The 16640-nt window shown below is 69.4% G+C and carries 17 protein-coding genes; 15 read left to right on the top strand and 2 right to left on the bottom strand.

What is annotated here, in order from left to right; genetic code table 11:
• The first annotated feature begins 6 nt into the window (after positions 1-6).
• The 6 genes from sdhB to EDD27_RS27025 all read left to right on the top strand — a co-directional run bounded on the left by sdhB (position 7) and on the right by EDD27_RS27025 (position 6909).
• Positions 7-771, top strand: coding sequence for a succinate dehydrogenase iron-sulfur subunit (sdhB, locus tag EDD27_RS27050; RefSeq protein ID WP_127934873.1), 765 nt, complete (start codon positions 7-9; stop codon positions 769-771).
• Complete coding sequence (locus EDD27_RS27045) at positions 768-1151, top strand: succinate dehydrogenase/fumarate reductase transmembrane subunit (protein WP_127934872.1); 384 nt, start codon at positions 768-770, stop codon at positions 1149-1151. The genes sdhB and EDD27_RS27045 overlap by 4 nt, the downstream gene beginning before the upstream one ends.
• Complete coding sequence (frdD, locus tag EDD27_RS27040) at positions 1148-1489, top strand: fumarate reductase subunit FrdD (RefSeq protein ID WP_127934871.1); 342 nt, start codon at positions 1148-1150, stop codon at positions 1487-1489. The genes EDD27_RS27045 and frdD overlap by 4 nt, the downstream gene beginning before the upstream one ends.
• A 121-nt stretch (positions 1490-1610) precedes the next feature.
• Positions 1611-4355 (top strand): immune inhibitor A domain-containing protein, encoded by a 2745-nt coding sequence (locus tag EDD27_RS27035; protein WP_206641675.1) that lies wholly within the window; start codon positions 1611-1613, stop codon positions 4353-4355.
• A gap of 94 nt (positions 4356-4449) precedes the next feature.
• Positions 4450-5388, top strand: a complete 939-nt coding sequence (locus EDD27_RS27030) for a diacylglycerol/lipid kinase family protein (protein WP_127934869.1) — start codon at positions 4450-4452, stop codon at positions 5386-5388.
• A gap of 126 nt (positions 5389-5514) precedes the next feature.
• Positions 5515-6909 carry an IS4 family transposase gene (locus tag EDD27_RS27025; RefSeq protein ID WP_206641400.1) on the top strand — a complete coding sequence of 465 codons (1395 nt, stop codon included), beginning with the start codon at positions 5515-5517 and terminating at the stop codon, positions 6907-6909.
• Positions 6910-6925: 16 nt separating this feature from the next.
• On the opposite strand, the gene EDD27_RS27020 is transcribed toward EDD27_RS27025, so the two are convergent.
• Positions 6926-7684, bottom strand: a complete 759-nt coding sequence (locus EDD27_RS27020; protein ID WP_127934868.1) for an SWIM zinc finger family protein — start codon at positions 7682-7684, stop codon at positions 6926-6928.
• Positions 7685-7686: 2 nt separating this feature from the next.
• A complete protein-coding gene (locus tag EDD27_RS27015) occupies positions 7687-10686 on the bottom strand; it encodes a DEAD/DEAH box helicase (RefSeq protein WP_127934867.1) in 3000 nt (999 codons plus the stop codon).
• 109 nt (positions 10687-10795) lie between these two features.
• Between EDD27_RS27015 and EDD27_RS54590 the strand changes: the two genes are divergently transcribed.
• The 9 genes from EDD27_RS54590 (at position 10796) to EDD27_RS26975 (ending at position 16604) form a co-directional block, all read left to right on the top strand.
• Positions 10796-10963, top strand: a complete 168-nt coding sequence (locus EDD27_RS54590; protein ID WP_164903805.1) for a hypothetical protein — start codon at positions 10796-10798, stop codon at positions 10961-10963.
• A 60-nt stretch (positions 10964-11023) separates the two neighbouring features.
• Positions 11024-11404, top strand: a complete 381-nt coding sequence (locus EDD27_RS27010; RefSeq protein WP_127934866.1) for a phage holin family protein — start codon at positions 11024-11026, stop codon at positions 11402-11404.
• A complete protein-coding gene (locus EDD27_RS27005) occupies positions 11401-11988 on the top strand; it encodes a DUF3618 domain-containing protein (RefSeq protein ID WP_127934865.1) in 588 nt (195 codons plus the stop codon). Before EDD27_RS27010 ends, EDD27_RS27005 begins: the two co-directional genes overlap by 4 nt.
• 88 nt (positions 11989-12076) lie before the next feature.
• On the top strand, positions 12077-12964 hold the full coding sequence (locus EDD27_RS27000; RefSeq protein ID WP_241564274.1) for a YihY/virulence factor BrkB family protein: 888 nt from the start codon (positions 12077-12079) through the stop codon (positions 12962-12964).
• Positions 12961-13386, top strand: coding sequence for a protease inhibitor I42 family protein (locus EDD27_RS26995; RefSeq protein WP_127934863.1), 426 nt, complete (start codon positions 12961-12963; stop codon positions 13384-13386). The genes EDD27_RS27000 and EDD27_RS26995 overlap by 4 nt, the downstream gene beginning before the upstream one ends.
• A gap of 10 nt (positions 13387-13396) precedes the next feature.
• On the top strand, positions 13397-14104 hold the full coding sequence (locus tag EDD27_RS26990) for a DUF1838 family protein (protein WP_127934862.1): 708 nt from the start codon (positions 13397-13399) through the stop codon (positions 14102-14104).
• Positions 14101-14505, top strand: a complete 405-nt coding sequence (locus EDD27_RS26985) for an HIT family protein (RefSeq protein WP_127934861.1) — start codon at positions 14101-14103, stop codon at positions 14503-14505. The genes EDD27_RS26990 and EDD27_RS26985 overlap by 4 nt, the downstream gene beginning before the upstream one ends.
• Positions 14506-14639: 134 nt before the next feature.
• Complete coding sequence (locus EDD27_RS26980; RefSeq protein ID WP_127934860.1) at positions 14640-15821, top strand: histidine kinase; 1182 nt, start codon at positions 14640-14642, stop codon at positions 15819-15821.
• 33 nt (positions 15822-15854) lie between these two features.
• Positions 15855-16604 (top strand): LytR/AlgR family response regulator transcription factor, encoded by a 750-nt coding sequence (locus EDD27_RS26975; protein ID WP_127934859.1) that lies wholly within the window; start codon positions 15855-15857, stop codon positions 16602-16604.
• Positions 16605-16640 lie beyond the last annotated feature (36 nt).

Here is a 16640-nt window from a genome sequence, read left to right as displayed (position 1 = left end):
GAACCAATGAGCGCGTCTGAGACGAAAGAAGCCATTGAGCGGACCGCGTCGAAGACCATCCGGCTGGAGGTCACGCGCTATCGGCCCGGCGAGGACGATGCGCCGTCCTTCCAGGGATACGACGTGCCGCTCATGGAGGACTGGGCGGTGCTGGACGGGCTCAACTACGTCAAGGACCACCTCGACGGCAGCCTGACCTACCGCTGGTCGTGCCGGATGGGCGTGTGCGGCTCCTGCGGCATGAACGTCAACGGCGAGCCCCGCCTGACCTGCGGCACCTTCCTGTCGGAGTTCGGCGACGGGCCGGTGCGGATCGAGCCGCTCAAGGGCTTCCCGGTCATCAAGGACCTCGTCGTGGACATCGACGACTTCCTGGCCAAGCTCTCGTCCGTGCGCCCCTGGCTGGTCAGGGAAGGCGAGGAGCTGCCGCTGAGCACCGAGTACGCCCAGACGCCGGCGCAGTTGGAGGCGTACAAGCAGTACAGCATGTGCATCAACTGCCTGCTGTGTTACTCGGCCTGCCCGGTCTACGTGCTCGACCCCGACTTCCTCGGCCCGGCCGCCATCGCCCTCGCCCAGCGCTACAACCTGGACTCGCGGGACATGGACGACCGGTTCGACGTGCTCAACCAGGATGACGCGGTGTGGGGGTGCACGTTCGTCGGCGAGTGCACCCGGGTCTGCCCCAAGCACGTGGACCCGGCCGAGGCCATCCAGCGTTACAAGCTGACCGCCGCCGTGCGCTCGGTGCTGCCCTGGAGCAAACGATGACGACCGCCTACCGGCCGCGCCGTGACAACCTGTGGTTCGCCCGCACCCGCAACTACACGATCTTCGTGCTGCGCGAGCTGACCAGCGTCTTCGTGGCCTGGTCGATCGTCTTCCTGCTGATGTTCCTCGACGCCGTCGTCAGCGGGAGCCTGCCTGCGTTCGCCGCGCTGGCCGGGCAGCCGTGGATGATCGCGATCAACGTGGTCGCCCTCGCCGCGACCTGCTTCCACGCCATCACGTTCCTCAACCTCGCGCCCAAGGCCACCGTCGTCCGCCTGGACGGCTGGCGGGTGCCCGCCTGGATGATCCAGGGCGGCAACCATTCGCTCTGGTTGCTGATCTCCGCGGTGATCGCCTACTTCGTCCTGAGGTCGCCATGAAGCGCACGCTGGAGCCGTACCTGTGGTTGTTGTTCAGCGGCGGGGGAGTGGTGGCCGCTCTCGTGCTGCCGGTGCTCGTGCTGCTGTTCGGCGTGCTCATGCCGCTCGGCGTGCTGGACTGGCCCACCGCCGAGCACCTGCGCGCGCTGGCCGGCCACGTGCTCGTACGTCTCGCCCTGCTCGTGGTCGTCGTCCTGTGCCTGTTCCACGCGGCGCACCGGATCAGGTTCACCAGTGAGGAACTGCTCGGCATCGCCAGGTTCGACCCGGTGATCGCGGTGATCTGCTACGGCGGCGCGGTCGCGGGCGGTGTGGTGGCCGCGCGTTTGATGTTCTGATTGTCGTAGTTTGATCACGTTTCAACAACGTACTTTACGATCGGTTGATTGACGCTCTAGCGTCCGGCATTGCACACCCTATGGCCATGCGCCCGGCGATCCCGGGCAGAGAGGGTTCCTGGTGCCCAGAACGAAGCGCTTATTAGCAGCTTTCCCGGCGGTCGCCCTGCTTGGCGCCGCCCTGTCCGTGCCCAGCGCTCAAGCGGCGTCCGTCGCGCATTACGAGCCCGCGGCCTCGGACTTCTACATCAATTACGCGCCGCCCGCGGTCGGGAAGGACCCGGAGGAGCCGGCCGTGGCCGATCAGCGGGCGCGTTCGCTGACCCCGGCGCAGAAGTTCGACAGGAAGTTCTCCAGCGGGAACCCGGCCGCCGGCCGCATTCTCGCCGCCCGCGAGAACGAGGCGATCAGGACCGGCCGCAACCCGGCTGAATGGATATTCAAGAATTCCAAGCAGACCCGCACCGCCAAACTCCTGACCCTGCTGGTCGAGTTCAACGAGCAGGCCAATGACGACTTCTCTGGATTCAACCGGTTGCGCACGGTCAACAGCGGACCCGACGACTGCCTGGTCGAGCCGCCGGGCACGCTGAAGAACGGCCCCCTGCACAACACCATCCCGGACCCGGCCACGCTGCCGCACAAGGACAACAACTCCTTCTGGGTCAAGGACTTCAGCCCCGAGCACTTCAACAAGATGCTCTACACCGACAAGGGCATCACCGAGCGGGTCCGCCCCGACCTGAAGGATCCGCGCGACGGCAAGCCCGGCATCGACATCTCCGGCTTCACGATGAAGAAGATGTACGAGGAGATGTCGAAGGGCGCCTACTCCGTCACCGGATCGGCGGTCGGCTGGATCAAGGTCCCGCACTCCGAGGCCTGGTACGGCGCCGCGGCCTGCGGCGGCGCCCCTCAGGACATGTCCGGCCACCCCGACAACCCGCTCGGCGCCCAGCAGCTGGCCATCGACTCGGTGACCACCCTCGCCCAGGCCCAGCCGGACTTCCCGTGGGCCGACTACGACGTCGAGGACATCTCCGACGCCGACGGCGACGGAAACCACCAGGAGCCCGACGGCGTCATCGACCACCTGGTGCTGGTGCACTCCGGCAAGGACAAGTCCTCCGGCGGCGGCGCCGAGGGCACCTACGCCATCTGGGCCCACTCCAGCGCGGTCGCCGGCGGCTACAAGGTCCCCGGCACCGACAAGAAGATCTCCAACTACATCGTGCAGCCCGAGGACTCCGGCGTCGGCGTCTTCGCCCATGAGTACGGCCACGACCTGGGCCTGCCCGACCTGTACGACACCTCCGGCCAGGCCAGCTCCGCGGTGGACTTCTGGGACCTGATGTCCAGCGGCTCCCACTCCGGCCCGATCTTCCAGTCCATGCCGACCCATATGGGCCTGTGGGACAAGTGGGTGCTCGGCTGGGCGAACCCGACCACGTTCGACCCCGGTGACGCCGCCAAACTCGTCACGGTCGGCCAGTCCTCGCGCACGCCCAAGCTCACCGCCGACGGCGTCCGGGTGAACCTGGCCTCCTCGCCGCAGAAGATGATCGACGTCCACAGCGGCTCGAACGCCTGGTGGAGCGGCCTGGATCAGGATTGGGCCAACCTCACGCTGACCCGCGACCTGCCCGTCCCCGCCGGGACCGATCTCAAGTTGTGGATGTGGAACAACTACGTGATCGAGCAGGACTGGGACTTCGGCTTCGTCGAGGTGTCGACGGACGGCGGTGAGACGTGGACCCAGCAGAAGGTCTACGACGAGGCCGGCAACGAGGTCAGCACGCCTGACGACTATCCGGACCCGAACAAGAACCTCAGGGCCTTCGGCAACAAGAAGTACGGCCTCACCGGTGACAGCGGCGGCTGGCGGCACGACTACGTGAACCTGACGCCGTTCGCCGGGCAGACGATCAAGCTGCGGCTGGCGTTCAACACCGACGCCGCCTTCCAGGAGCGTGGCTGGCACGCCGACGACTTCCAGCTCACCAACGGCGGCACGGCCGTGTGGAGCGACGACGTCGAGGGCGGCGACAACGGGTGGAAGGCCGTCGGCGGCACGTTCACCAACACCAGCGGCCAGGGCTGGACCCGCAACAACGGCGAGCGCGAGATCTCCCGGTTCTACCTGGCCGAGTGGCGTAACTTCGACGGCTTCGACAAGGGCCTGCAGTACACCTACGACACCGACTACTCCCGCGACGGGGCGTGGAAGGTGCAGAAGGTGAAGTACAACGCGCCGGGCCTGCTGGTGTGGTACCGCGACTCGACGTTCATCAACAACAACCTCGGCAGCACGCTGCGGCTGCCGCCGAGCCTCGGGCCCAAGGGCAGCCTGCTCGTCGTGGACTCGCACTACGAGCCGCTGCGCCGCACCGGGACCGCCGCCGAGAAGGACCCGACGGCCAACAAGAACCTCCAGGGGCGCGTGCAGACGTCCAACGCCGCGTTCGGGTTCGGCAAGACGTACCCGTTCAAGGAGTGCCTGGAGGCGCCGGACGAGCCGTTCAGCGAGTACTGCACGGACTTCCCGGCACAGAAGGGCGTCTCGCACTTCACCGACGCCAAGACCTGGTATCCGGGCATCGAACTGCTCAACGGCGCGCTCGCCTACCGGGACTTCGACGCCTCGGTGGTAGTGCCGTCCAAGGGCGATCAGACGTACACCACCCGCGTGGTGCACGCGGACGGCACCCCGGCTCCTGAGCTGTACGGCCAGGTGGCCGCCGGCTCGGTGCTCGGCACCGGCAACCCCGGTGACGAGGGCAAGGCGCTGGGCGTGCAGTTCAAGCTGATCTCGCCGCTGCCGGGCAACCTGGGCGCCATCGTCCAGGTCGTACCGCCCAAGAAGTAGCCGTGTGGCCGCCGGGACTCCCGGCGGCCCTGAGGTCGGCCGCGTTTCCGCGGCCGACCTCAGCTGGCGGTTTCTGCCCCTACGATTGATGACCATGAGCGAGTTGCGCACCAAGGCGGAGCACACCGAGGCGATCCTGAGGGATCGCCGGGTGGCTGTGGTGGTGAACACTCGCTCCCGCCGGGGGCGGCGTCACTACTTCGAAGTGATCGAGCAGATCCACAACCTCGGGATCGAGCCGCTGGCCGAGTTGTCGGTCTACAACCCCAAGCGGCTGCGCGACCTGCTCGACACCGCTCTGGCGACCAAGCCGGACCTGCTCGTCGTGGGCGGCGGCGACGGCACGCTCTCCTCGGCCGTGCGTCACGTCGCACACCGTGACGTGGCGCTCGGCGTGCTGCCGCTCGGCACCACCAACAACTTCGCCCGCAGCCTCGGCCTGCCACTCGACCTGGCCGGGGCGATCCGGGTGTTCGCCACCGGCAAGGTGGCCGACATCGACCTGGGCATGGCCGGCGACCGGGAGTTCGCCAACCTGGCCAGCTTCGGCGTATCGGTGGAGGTCGCGGGCAAGGTCAAGCCGTGGCTCAAGCGGGTTCTCGGCCGGCCCGCCTATCCGCTGACGGCGCTGACGATCCTGCCCAACCACAAGCCTTTCCGGGCCTACATCACGGTCGAGGGGCAGCGCCACGAACTGCTCACCCACCAGCTCAACATCGCCAACGGCCGCTTCCACGGCGGCTGGCAGGTGGCCAAGGACATCAGCATCGACAACGGCCTGCTGGTGGCCTACCAGCTCGGCTCGGGCAAGAAGTTGCGACTGCTCGGCGAGACCCTGCTCAGGGCGACCACCGGCCGCTGGCGCAGCCTCGCTGGAGGGCCGTTCGTGGTCGGGCGGGAGATGTACCTGGAGACCGACCCGCCGATGGCCGCCGACGTGGACGGCGAGGTGCGGCTGCGCACCCCGATCACGCTCCGCGTGGTGCCCAACGGCGTGCGCGTCATGGTGCCCGCCTCGTTCGAGGACCGCTAACCCCAATGCCGGTTAGTTAACGCTTGAGGTGTGACGTCAAGGGTTCACGGAAAACTGGGACAGAAGAACGGAGATCCAGTAGAACGGGTGATCTTCCACAACCATCCGTAACAGACTGGATCTCCGTTGAGCCGACAGTCTGCCAGGTCTGTCCTGGCGTGCGCCATCAGCACGGTCACATCGACCACCCGGACCGCGGCGGGGGTGTTCGCGCCGGGTCATCTGGGCGAGCTGACCCAGCTCATTCCCTTTGAGATGGTCGATGAGGCGCTGGCGGAAACGGGTGCGGTCGAGCGGAGGTTGCGGGACCTGCCCTCGCGGGTGGTGGTGTATCTGCTGCTGGCGGCGGGGCTGTTCGCCGGGCTGGGATATCGGCAGGTATGGGCTCGGCTGGTGTCGGGCCTGGCCGACCCGGGCTCGCTGCCGTCGTCCTCGGCCTTGGCCCAGGCGCGACGCCGGGTCGGGGTAGCGCCGTTGAAGGCGCTGTTCGACCTGCTGGCGGGCCCGCCCGCGGGTGCGCTGCGGTGGCGGGGGCTGCTGGTTTGTGCGATAGACGGCACCACGATGTCGGTGCCCGACAGCCCGGCGAATCTGACCCGATACGGGCATCAAAGCGGTTCACATGGCGGGTCGGGCTATCCCCTCGTCCGGCTGCTGGCCGTGGTGGTCTGCGGCACTCGGACCCTGCTCGCGGTGACCTTCGGCCCGTTCAAGACCGGCGAGACCAGCTATGCGCCCGCCTTGTTCGGCTGCCTGCGGCGGGGAATGGTGCTGCTGGCCGACCGGAACTTCGCGGTCAAGGACCTCGTCACAGCGATCGCCGACACAGGAGCGGACCTGGTGATCCGCTGCAAGAACAACCGGGCCCTACCCCGGCTGGCCACCCTGACAGACGGGTCGTGGACCAGCGTGCTGGGCGGGGTGCCCATTCGCGTCATCGACGCCCACATCACCGTCACCCTGTCTGGCACCCACCGGCGGGCCATCCACTATCGGCTGATCACCACCCTGCTCGATCCGCACCGCTACCCGGCCCGGGACCTCGTCGTCCTCTACCACCAGCGCTGGGAAATCGAAACGATCTACCTCGAGCTGAAGGCGACCATTCTGGGCGGGCGGGTCCTGCGCGCCCGCACCCCGGCAGGCGTGGACCAGGAGATCTACGCCCTGCTCACCACCTACCAGGTCCTGCGGCTGGCGATGGCTGAGGCCACCGCCATCCATCCCGGCATCAGCGATGACCGGGCCAGCTTCACCATCGCCCTGCTGACCGCCCGCGATCAAGTGATCCACGCCGCCGGCATCCTCGCCGACACCACCATCGACCTGCTGGGACGTATCGGCCGCGCCCTCCTTGAAGATCCCCTGCCACAGCGCCGCGAACGCATCAGCCCACGCATCGTCAAACGCGCGATCTCCAAACACCGAGCCAAAGGACAAGTCGACCGCACCAACCACCGCGCGAGCACCACCATCGACGTCCTCACCGAACACCAGTTGACAGCAGCCCAAAGCCCTTAACTTCACGGCATTGCCGCTAACCCAGCCGCCGATACGCCGGGCCGAGCACCCGCGCCAGGTCCGCGGGCGGCGGGAAGACCCGCAACAGCAGGTCGGGAGCGGCGGCCGTGGGACGACGCTCCGGCCGGTGCGCCGTCGCGCCGGCGGCGTAGAAGTCGGCCAGCCGGTCGGCGAACGGCACGTCCTCGACCTGCAGCTCCTCTGAGGTGTCGCCGGCCAGGAAGCCGAGCAACTGTTCGCGGGTGCGCCCGCGCCAGGCCAGCACCAGGAACGGGTCGTCGTCGAACGACTCGGCCAGCAGGTAGAGCACCGCAGACAGGTGCTTGCACGGGAAACCCCAGTCCGGGCACGAGCAGTCCATGTCCAGATCGCGCGGGAACAGATCGACCCCCATCGCGGCGAACAGCTCCTCGATCTCCACCGGCATCTCCCCGGCCAGCAGCTTGGCCCGGTAGACGGCCTGCGCCGCGATGGCCTCCTCGAGCGCGGCCCACCGGCTCTCGGCGTATGCCTCGATCCTGATCACGACCTCGTACGGATCCCGCCGCGAGCCCTGCACGGCGGCCCTGACCTCGCCCGCGGACAGGTCGATCGACAGGACCTGGCCCCGGCGGGCGTAGGCCCGGCCGCGGGAGAGCCGCCCCTTGTCGCAGATGCGCTCCAGGATGTCGATGAACCGCCGCGACCACCACGTCGAGCCGATCGAGCCGCGCTGCGTGCGGGCCCTGATGCCACCCTCGACCTTGATCGGCCTGCTGCCGTCGAACCACGCCATGATCAGCTCACCCCCTCCGCGGTCAGGCGGAACACCTCGCGCAGCTCGTCGGTCGACAGGTCCGTGAGCCACTCCTCGCCGGTGCCGACCACCCGCTCGGCCAGGGCCTTCTTGCGCTCGATCATCTCGTCCACGCGTTCTTCCAGGGTGCCCGCGCAGATCAGCTTGCGCACCTGCACGTTCTTGCGCTGCCCGATCCGGAAGGCGCGGTCGGTGGCCTGGTCCTCGACGGCCGGGTTCCACCAGCGGTCCACGTGCACGACGTGGTTCGCGGCCGTCAGGTTGAGCCCGACCCCGGCCGCCTTGAGCGACAACACGAACAACATCGGCTCCGTATCGTGCTGGAACCGCTCCACCAGCCGGTCGCGGGTCTTCTTCGGCAGGCCGCCGTGCAGCCACAACACCGGGCGGTCCAGCCGCTGCGCCAGGTAAGGCTGCAACATCGTCCCGAACTCGGCGTATTGAGTGAAGAGCAGCGCTTTCTCGCCCTCCGCCAGGATCTCCTCGGCAAGCTGCTCCAGCCGGGCGAGCTTGCCGGACCGCCCCGCCAGCCGGGAGCCGTCCTTGAGCAGATGGGCGGGGTGGTTGCAGACCTGCTTGAGCTTGGCCATGGTCGCCAGCACCAGGCCGCGCCGCTCGATGCCCTCGCTGTCGTCGATCTTGGCCAGCATGTCGTCCACCACCGCTTGGTAGAGAGAGGCCTGCTCGGGCGTGAGCGGGCACCACTCCTTGACCTCCATCTTCTCCGGCAGATCGGAGATGATGGACTTGTCGGTCTTGAGGCGGCGGAGGATGAACGGGCCCGTCGCCCTCCTGAGCGCCTGGGCGGCCTGCTCGTCCTGGCGGGCCTCGATGGGCTCCTGGAACCTGGTCCTGAACCGCGAGCGCGACCCCAGCAGCCCCGGGTTGGCGAACTCCATGATCGACCAGAGCTCCGCCAGGTGGTTCTCCACCGGGGTGCCGGTCAGGGCCAGTCTGGTCGGCGCCGGGATGGACCGCACCGCCTGCGCCTGCAGCGTCCCGCTGTTCTTGATCGCCTGGGCCTCGTCGCACACGACCCTGCGCCACTCGTGCCGCTTGAGGGTCTCCAGGTCGCGTTGCGCGGTGCCGTACGTGGTGATGACCAGGTCGGCGCGCTCGATCTCGGCGGCGTCGCGGCCGCTGCCGTGGTGCACGTAGACACGCAGCCCCGGCGCGAACCTGGCCGCCTCCCGCTGCCAGTTGCCCACCAGCGACATCGGGCACACCAGCAGCGTCGGCACGTCCGACCGCTCGTGGACGAGCAGCGCCAGGGTGGTGATCGTCTTGCCCAGCCCCATGTCGTCGGCCAGCACCCCGCCGAGGCCCAGCTGCGACAGGAAGCTCAGCCACGCCAGGCCGCGTTCCTGGTACGGCCGGAGCATGGCGTCCAGCCCCGCCGGGGTCCTCAGCGGTTCGAGCCGCCGCTCGGCCTGGCCGGACAGCAGGTCGCCGAGCACGCCGTCGGCGTCGATCTCCAGCAGCGGCAGCTCGTCGTCGCCCCATAGATCGGCGCTGACCACATGCTGGAGTATGTCGGCGGCCGTCGCCTCGCCCGTGCGCTCGCCCTCCACGGCCCTGAGCGCCGCCTTCAGCTGCCGGTCGTCCAGCTCCACCCACTGGCCGCGGACGCGTACCAGCGGCACCTTGAGCCTGGCCAGCTCGGCCAGCTCCGCCTCGCTGATCGTCTCCTCGCCCACGGCCAGGTCGATGCGGAAGTCGACCAGCTGCCGCATCCCGAACCCCTGGCTCACGGCCGCGGTCTGCGCCTTGGTCCTGGTGGTCAGCTTGAGGCCCAGCCTGGTGCGCCCGGCCCAGCGGGGCAGCTGCACCCCGAACCCGGCCGCCTGCAACAACGGCGCCGCCTGCCGCAGGAACCCGAACGCCCCCGCCGTGTCCAGCGCCAGCTCGCTCGGCTCCGGCACGCGCAGGGCGCGGTCCAGCTCGGGGTAGAGCCGCACCGCCCGGCCCAGCCCGGTCAGGAGCTCGCGCTCGGGAATCGGTGGCAGGCCGGGCACCCGCGTGCCGCTCCACACCTCAGCGGCGGTGACGTAGAGGCTGGGGTCGTCGGCGGCCTGCAACGCGAGCTCCACCCGCCAGTCGTCGGTGTCGGCCGGCTCCAGCAGCCGGAAGCACACCCGCGCCGCGCCCTCGGCCGCCGTCGCGGCCTCGTGCCACTTCTCCAGCTCCCGGCGCAGCTCGGGGACGTCAGGGCAGGCCGGGTCCGCGCCGGTCAGCGCGGCCAGCCAGCGGTCCTGGAGCGTCCTGGGGCGGGCCACAAGGGGCTCGGTGAGCGCCTGGCGGACGAGCGCGTCGGTGAAGACGTCGAGCGCCTCGCGCAGCACGCCGGCGGAGGGACGCTCGATGCCGGAGGTACGGCACGCGGGCGGCATGGCCAGCGCCAGCTCCCGGAAATATCCGGCGTCCACCCCGGTCACCACGGGCCGCCACACCGCCCGCGCGTCGGCCTCCGGGACCGCCCACATGTCCCTGGAGCCGTTGTCCTCCCTGGCGGCGGGCGGTAGGAGCTGGGGGATGACGCGGCCGCGGCGTACCAGGTCGCGGGCGAAGTCGGCGACCGCGGCCCAGTGACGCATGGTGGCGGTGCCGGTGCGCTCGGCCAGCACGTGCAGCGCCGTCGCGGCGGGTGGCACGACCGCGGGAACCTGCCACAGACGCAGCCGCGGCCGGGTGACCTCTGAGAGCCGGCCGGTCTCCGGCGACGGCAGCGGCTCCTTGACCGAGCCGGGAAGCAACAACTCCAGCGTCCGCCCCGGCACGTCGTCGAGCCCGAGCACGGCCGCGACGCCGGACGCGGGCACGGCGAACGGATGGGGCCGCGGCTCATCGCTCCGCCGCGCGCGGCCCCGCGGCGGTGGGCCGGCGGCAGGCAACGCGGTGCCGGCCGCCTCCGAGGGATCGTTCGTGGCCTCCGCCCAGAACGCGAGCCCGTGGGCCGCCCAAACCCCGTGTACCAGCACCACGGCAGGTTACCTCCGGGAACGGAAGATCAGGTCTTGGCCAGGGCGCAGGCGCCCAAGATCGAGCAGCTGGCACTTATATAAGTCAACCCTGAAGTTGTAACATGAAGGTATGAACCCTCCCGGATCGTGGTGTGAACGGCCGAAGCCGCAGGCGCCGCCGTGCGAGCTCCCGTCCCCGTGGAGCAAGCCGCGGCAGCCGGACGACTGGTGCGACGTGCCGAAGGACCCGGTGCTTTCGGTTCTGGGCTTCCTGCTCAAGGGCGCCAAGCGCAAGTAGCGCGTGATAGAAGGCCTTGAGCCTGGGTAGTCGCCTTCCTCAGCGGAGGAGGCGAGCGTCGTGAACGACACGCACAAGCTGGTCAACGATCTCTCCGAGCAGGTCTCCAGGCTCGTCAAGGACGAGTTCCGCCTGGCCAGGATGGAACTCGCCGAGAAAGGCAAGCACGCGGGCTTCGGCGCGGGCCTGTTCGGCGCGGCCGGTACGGTCGCGTTCCTCGGCGGTGGCGCGCTGGTGGCGGCCGTCGTCTTGCTCCTCGCTCTGGTCATGCCCGGCTGGGCGGCTGCCGCGATCGTGGCGGGAGCTCTGTTCGTCGTCGCCGCCGTGCTGGGCCTGATCGGTAAGAACCAGGTCAAACGAGCCACGCCGCTGGTCCCCCAAGAGACCATCGCGAGCGTCAAGGCCGATATCGACACGGTCAAGGAGAGGGCACGGCGATGAGCGAGACCGACCCCGGATACGACGGCGAGCATCACGCAGGTGACGTCGGCGCCCGCAGAGCAAGGGTGGGCACGCCGACCGAGCGCGAGTCGATCAACGTGCCACCGACGAGGCCAGGCGCGGAGGAGAACGCGCGGCGGGCGGAGGAAGCCCGCGAAGAACACGAGACATTCATCCCGGAAACCCCCATCCGCGACGAACGATCCGAGGCAGCGGAAAGCCTGCGTACCGAGGAAGAGTCGCTGCAGGGGACGCACGGGAACCCGGACGACGAGGAAGAGGGCGACGTGCGCAAAGACATCAAGGAAACGCGGCAGGATCTAGGCGAGACGGTCGGCGCGCTGGCCGACAAGGCCGACCTGAAAGGCAGGGCGGGCAACGCGGCCGAGACCGCCAAAGACAAGGCGGCCGAGGCGGCCGAGACCGTGAAGACCAAGGCGGCCGACGCCGCCGACACCGTGAAGAGCACGGCCACCGACGCCGCCGGTGAGGCGAGGAAGCGGCCTATGCTGCTCATCGCCGCCGCCGGAGCCGTGGCGGCCTTCGTGGTGCGCCGCATCGTGAGGCGCCGCAAGGGCAAATAAGGCATTGTCCGCCTCAGCCACCCCCGAACGGTCGCCCTCGGACGTCCCCGACCGACCGGCCGAGCTGCCCCGCCGAGCCTGGTGGAACGTGCTGAGGCGGACGGTCGCCGAGTTCAAGGACGACCGTGTCCAGGACCTGGCGGCCGGCCTCACTTACTACGCGGTGTTGTCCGTCTTTCCGGCGCTGATCGTGCTGGTGGCGGTGTTCGGGCTGCTCGGCAGGCAGGACGCGGCCATGCTGGTCGGCAACCTCGTGGTGCTGGTGCCGGCCGAGGTGCGGGACCTGATCGTGCGGGGCGCCGCCGCGGCCCAGGGAGGCGGGCAGGTGGCGAGCGTCGTCGCCGTCGCCGGGCTGCTGCTCGCCCTCTGGTCGGCCTCCGGCTACATCGCCGCCTTCATCAGGGCGGGCAACGCGATCTACGACATCGAGGAAGGCCGCCCGTTCTGGAAGGTGACGCCGCTCAGGATCGGTCTCACGGTGCTGGCCACCGTGCTGCTGGCGCTCGGCGCGATCGCGGTGACGCTCACCGGTGACCTGGCCCACGCGGTGGGGGACGCCTTGGGCCTGGGCGACGCGGTGGTGGCCACCTGGAACGTGGTCAAGTGGCCGTTGATGGTGCTCGTCGCCGCCGGGCTGATCATGCTGATGTACTGGGCGGCGCCCAACGTACGCCAGCCCGGCATGCGCTGGATCACGCCGGGAAGCGTGCTCGCGGTGGTGTTGTGGGTGGTGGTCTCCGGCGGGTTCGCCCTGTACGTGGCGTCCTTCGGAAACTACAGCCGCACGTACGGCGCCCTCGCCGCGGTGGTGGTGTTCCTCATCTGGTTGTGGTTGTCGAACATGGCGTTGTTGTTCGGCGCGGAGCTGGATGCCGAGTTGATCAGAGAGCGCCGCATCGCCGCGGGTCAGCCGGCCGGGCAGGAGCCGTATGCGGTGCCCCGTGATCCGCCGGAGGCGGATAACCTGCCGGAATGAGGCTTCGGACGGCCGCCGCTTGGCTGGCGCTGCTGGCCGTCACGGGATGCGGCGGCGGCTCGGCGGTGAGCGACTACGGCACGGTGGTCAAGGGCGCCAAGGGCACGACCGTGCAGGTCGAGCTGCGGCAAGGGCAGCGGTTCTCGCTGGCCGTGGCCGACAACCCGTCGGTGGGCGACGACTGGTCGCTGGTCGCGGCGCCGGACACGAAGGTGGCGTCGTTCATCAGCGAGGAGCACGAGAGCGAGGACGAGGGCCCCGGCTCCGGCGGCACGACCTACTTCGTCTTCAACTCCAAACGGCCGGGCATCACCGAGATCAGGCTGTTCGACTGCTGGCGCTGCGGCCAGGACCGGACGCCGGCGACCGAGGAGAGCAGGCGGCAGTCCGGTGAGGCGATCTTCGCGGTCACCGTGAAGTAATCTGCGGATCATGGACTTCATTCGGGTACGCGCCTCCGCCGACGGGGCGGAGACGATCTCGTACTGGACCGGCGACGTCTACGCCTGGCAGGACGATGACGGCCCGCACCACCTGTTCGGGTTCGAAGGGATCAACGTGGCCAGGGCGGTCGAGTCCGACGACGGCTGGCAGCTGCTGACCAGGGAGGCCGCGCTCTACCTCGACCCGCGGACGAGGGAGGTCCTCGACACGTGGGACAACCCGTTCACGGGGCGGACGGTCGAGGTGCACCACGTCTTCAACGATCCGGTCAACCAGCGGCTCGGGGCTTACCCCGTGCCCATGACCCGGCTGGGCGATCAGGTGGTCTACAACATCGATGTGCGGCTGGCGTACCCGTCGCCGCTCAAGGTCGCCGACTACCCGGACAACTCGGCAAGCGACACCTACCGGGCGCTGGAGTTGTTCCAGTTCTTCGCCGCCGCGCGGGATCTGGAGTCGGGCGTGGCCGATGTGCCCTGCGTGTTCTCGTGGTGCCGGGTGTCGCCGTGGTTGCCGTGGATGGCGATGGGGCAGCGCGGCGGCGGGCTGGTCTACCACTGCCGGGGCTCGAAGGTGCCCGAGGTGCCGCTGCGGCTGCGCGAGCGCGTGGGTGAGCGGTTCCTGCACGCGCCCGAGGAATGGTCCGGGCCCAACATGACGAGCTGGACGGCCTTCGCCGATAAGGTCAAACGGTGAGCAACGACCTGTTCTGCGAGATCATCGCCGGAGAGCGGTCCGCCTATGTGGTGAGCTCCGACGAGGTGGCGGTCTCCTTCCTCGACTCCCGGCCGGTCTTCAAGGGACACGTGCTCGTCGTGCCCCGGGTGCACGTGGAGACGCTGGCCGACCTCGCCGACGTCGGCCCCTTCTTCGAGCGGGTCCAGGCCATGGCCCGGGCTGTGGAGACGGCGCTCGAGGCGGGCGGCACGTTCGTGGCCATGAACAACCGGGTCAGCCAGAGCGTGGCCCACCTCCACGTCCACGTGGTGCCGCGCAACAACAAGGACGGGCTGCGCGGGTTCTTCTGGCCGCGGACGACGTACGACTCCGCCGAGGAGGCGGAGTCGTACCGGGATGTGATCGCGAAAGCACTGTGAGCGGAGCGAACCCATGGGCACGGGAGCTGCTCACAGGGCCGACGCAGTCGGCACTGTGAGCGGAGCGAACCCATGGGCACGGGAGCTGCTCACAGGGCCGAAGAAGTCGGCGCTCTGAGTTAGGCTCTGGCCGCGTGGAGTACCTGGTCGGGGTCGCCGTGGTCGCGGTTCTCGTGGGCGTGCCCGCGATCGTGTTGTGGCGCGTCATGAGGGGCCGCCGCGAGCTGGGCACGAGCCCGGCCGAGCGGGCCACGTTCGAGACCCTGCACACCGCCTCGCTGGCCGGGCCGCCGCTGCGGGCCGGGCTCACCGCCGACGGCGCCGAGCGTGCCTCGCGGCACCTCCGGGCGTTGCTGGGCTCGGCGGCACTGGCGATCACCGACGGCGAGCGGCTGCTCGTCTACGACGGCGCCGGCGACGACCACCACGCCGACCAGGCGTTCGAGCACGCCGCGGCCACCTTGAAGGACGGCCGCACCCAGGTGCTGACCATCGACTGCGAGCTGCTCGAATGCCCGATCAGGCACGCCGTGGTGGTGCCGCTCACCACCGACGACCGAGTCGTCGGCACGCTCGCCGCCTACGGGCAGAACGCCTCGGCGGGGCTGGTCAGGGCCGCCCAGGAGGTGGCCGGATGGGTGGACTCGCAACTGGAGCTGGCCGAGCTGGACCGCTCGCGCACCCTCCTCATGGAGGCCGAGGTGCGGGCGCTGCGGGCGCAGATCTCGCCGCACTTCATCTACAACTCGCTCACGACGATCGCCTCCTTCGTGCGCACCGACCCCGAGCGGGCTCGGGAGCTGCTGCTGGAGTTCGCCGACTTCACCCGCTACTCCTTCCGCAGGCACGGCGAGTTCACCACGCTCGCCGAGGAACTGCGCTCGATCGACCGCTACCTGATCCTGGAGCGGGCCAGGTTCGGCGACCAGCTGCAGGTCACGCTCCGCATCGCGCCCGAGGTGCTGCCGGTCGCGGTGCCCTTCCTGTGCCTGCAGCCGCTGGTCGAGAACGCCGTCAGGCACGGCCTGGAGAGCCGCAACGGCGTCGGGCGCATCACGATCGTCGCCGAGGACGCCGGAGCCGAATGCCGCATCAGCGTCGAGGACGACGGCCTCGGCATGGACCCCGAGCGGCTGCGCCGCATCCTCGCCGGAGACATCGCCTCCCCAGGCGGCGTCGGGCTGGCCAACGTGGACGAACGCCTTCGCCAGGTGTACGGCGACGAGTACGGCCTGGTCGTCGAGACCGGCACTGGCGCGGGCACGAAAGTCAACATACGATTGCCGAAATATCACCCGGGCGTCTCTGCCCGTTGACCTCGATCTTTGTTGTCGGTTTTATCACTATCTATGGCACAACTCCGGGTCCTCGCGGTCGACGACGAGCTGCCCGCGCTCGAAGACCTGTCGTACCTGCTGCGCGCCGACCCCCGCATCGGCGAAGTGGCCACCGCCAGGGACGGCGCCGCGGCCCTGCGTCTGCTCGACCGCGCCATCGCCGACGGCAGGCCCATCGACGCGGTGTTCCTCGACATCAGGATGCGCGGGCTCGACGGCGTGGTGCTCGGGCGGCTGCTGTCGCAGTTCGCCAACCCGCCCCGGGTGGTGTTCGTGACGGCGTATGAAGAGCACGCCGTGGACGCGTTCGAGATCAAGGCAGAGGATTACCTGCTCAAGCCCGTACGCCCGGAGCGGCTGGCCGAGGCCATCCGGCGGGTCGCGGTGTCGGCCGACGTGCCGGCGGAGGGCGGCGAGAGCGACACGATCCCGGTCGAGCTGGGCGGCGTGACGCGGTTCGTGTCCAGCGCCGACGTGGTCTACGTGGAGGCGCAGGGCGACTACGCGCGGCTGCACACCGCGACCGGCAGCCACCTGGTCCGCATCCCGCTGGCCACGCTGGAGGAGCGCTGGGCCTCGGCCGGGTTCGTCCGGGTGCACCGCAGCCATCTGGTGGCCGTCAAGCACATCGAGGAGCTGCACATCGACTCAGGCAAATGCACGGTGCGGGTGGGTGACACGGAGATCCCGGTCAGCCGCAGGCACACGCGCGAGCTACGCGACCTGCTGGTCCGCCGCGCGCGGAAGGGGAGGCAGGAATGAGCCCTCGAGCCATGAAGGGCAGGCAGGCGTGAGCCC

Origin of the sequence: Nonomuraea polychroma (genome assembly GCF_004011505.1) — a bacterium.
Taxonomy (GTDB): Bacteria; Actinomycetota; Actinomycetes; order Streptosporangiales; family Streptosporangiaceae; genus Nonomuraea; species Nonomuraea polychroma.
This window is presented reverse-complemented; position numbering and strand designations above follow the sequence as displayed.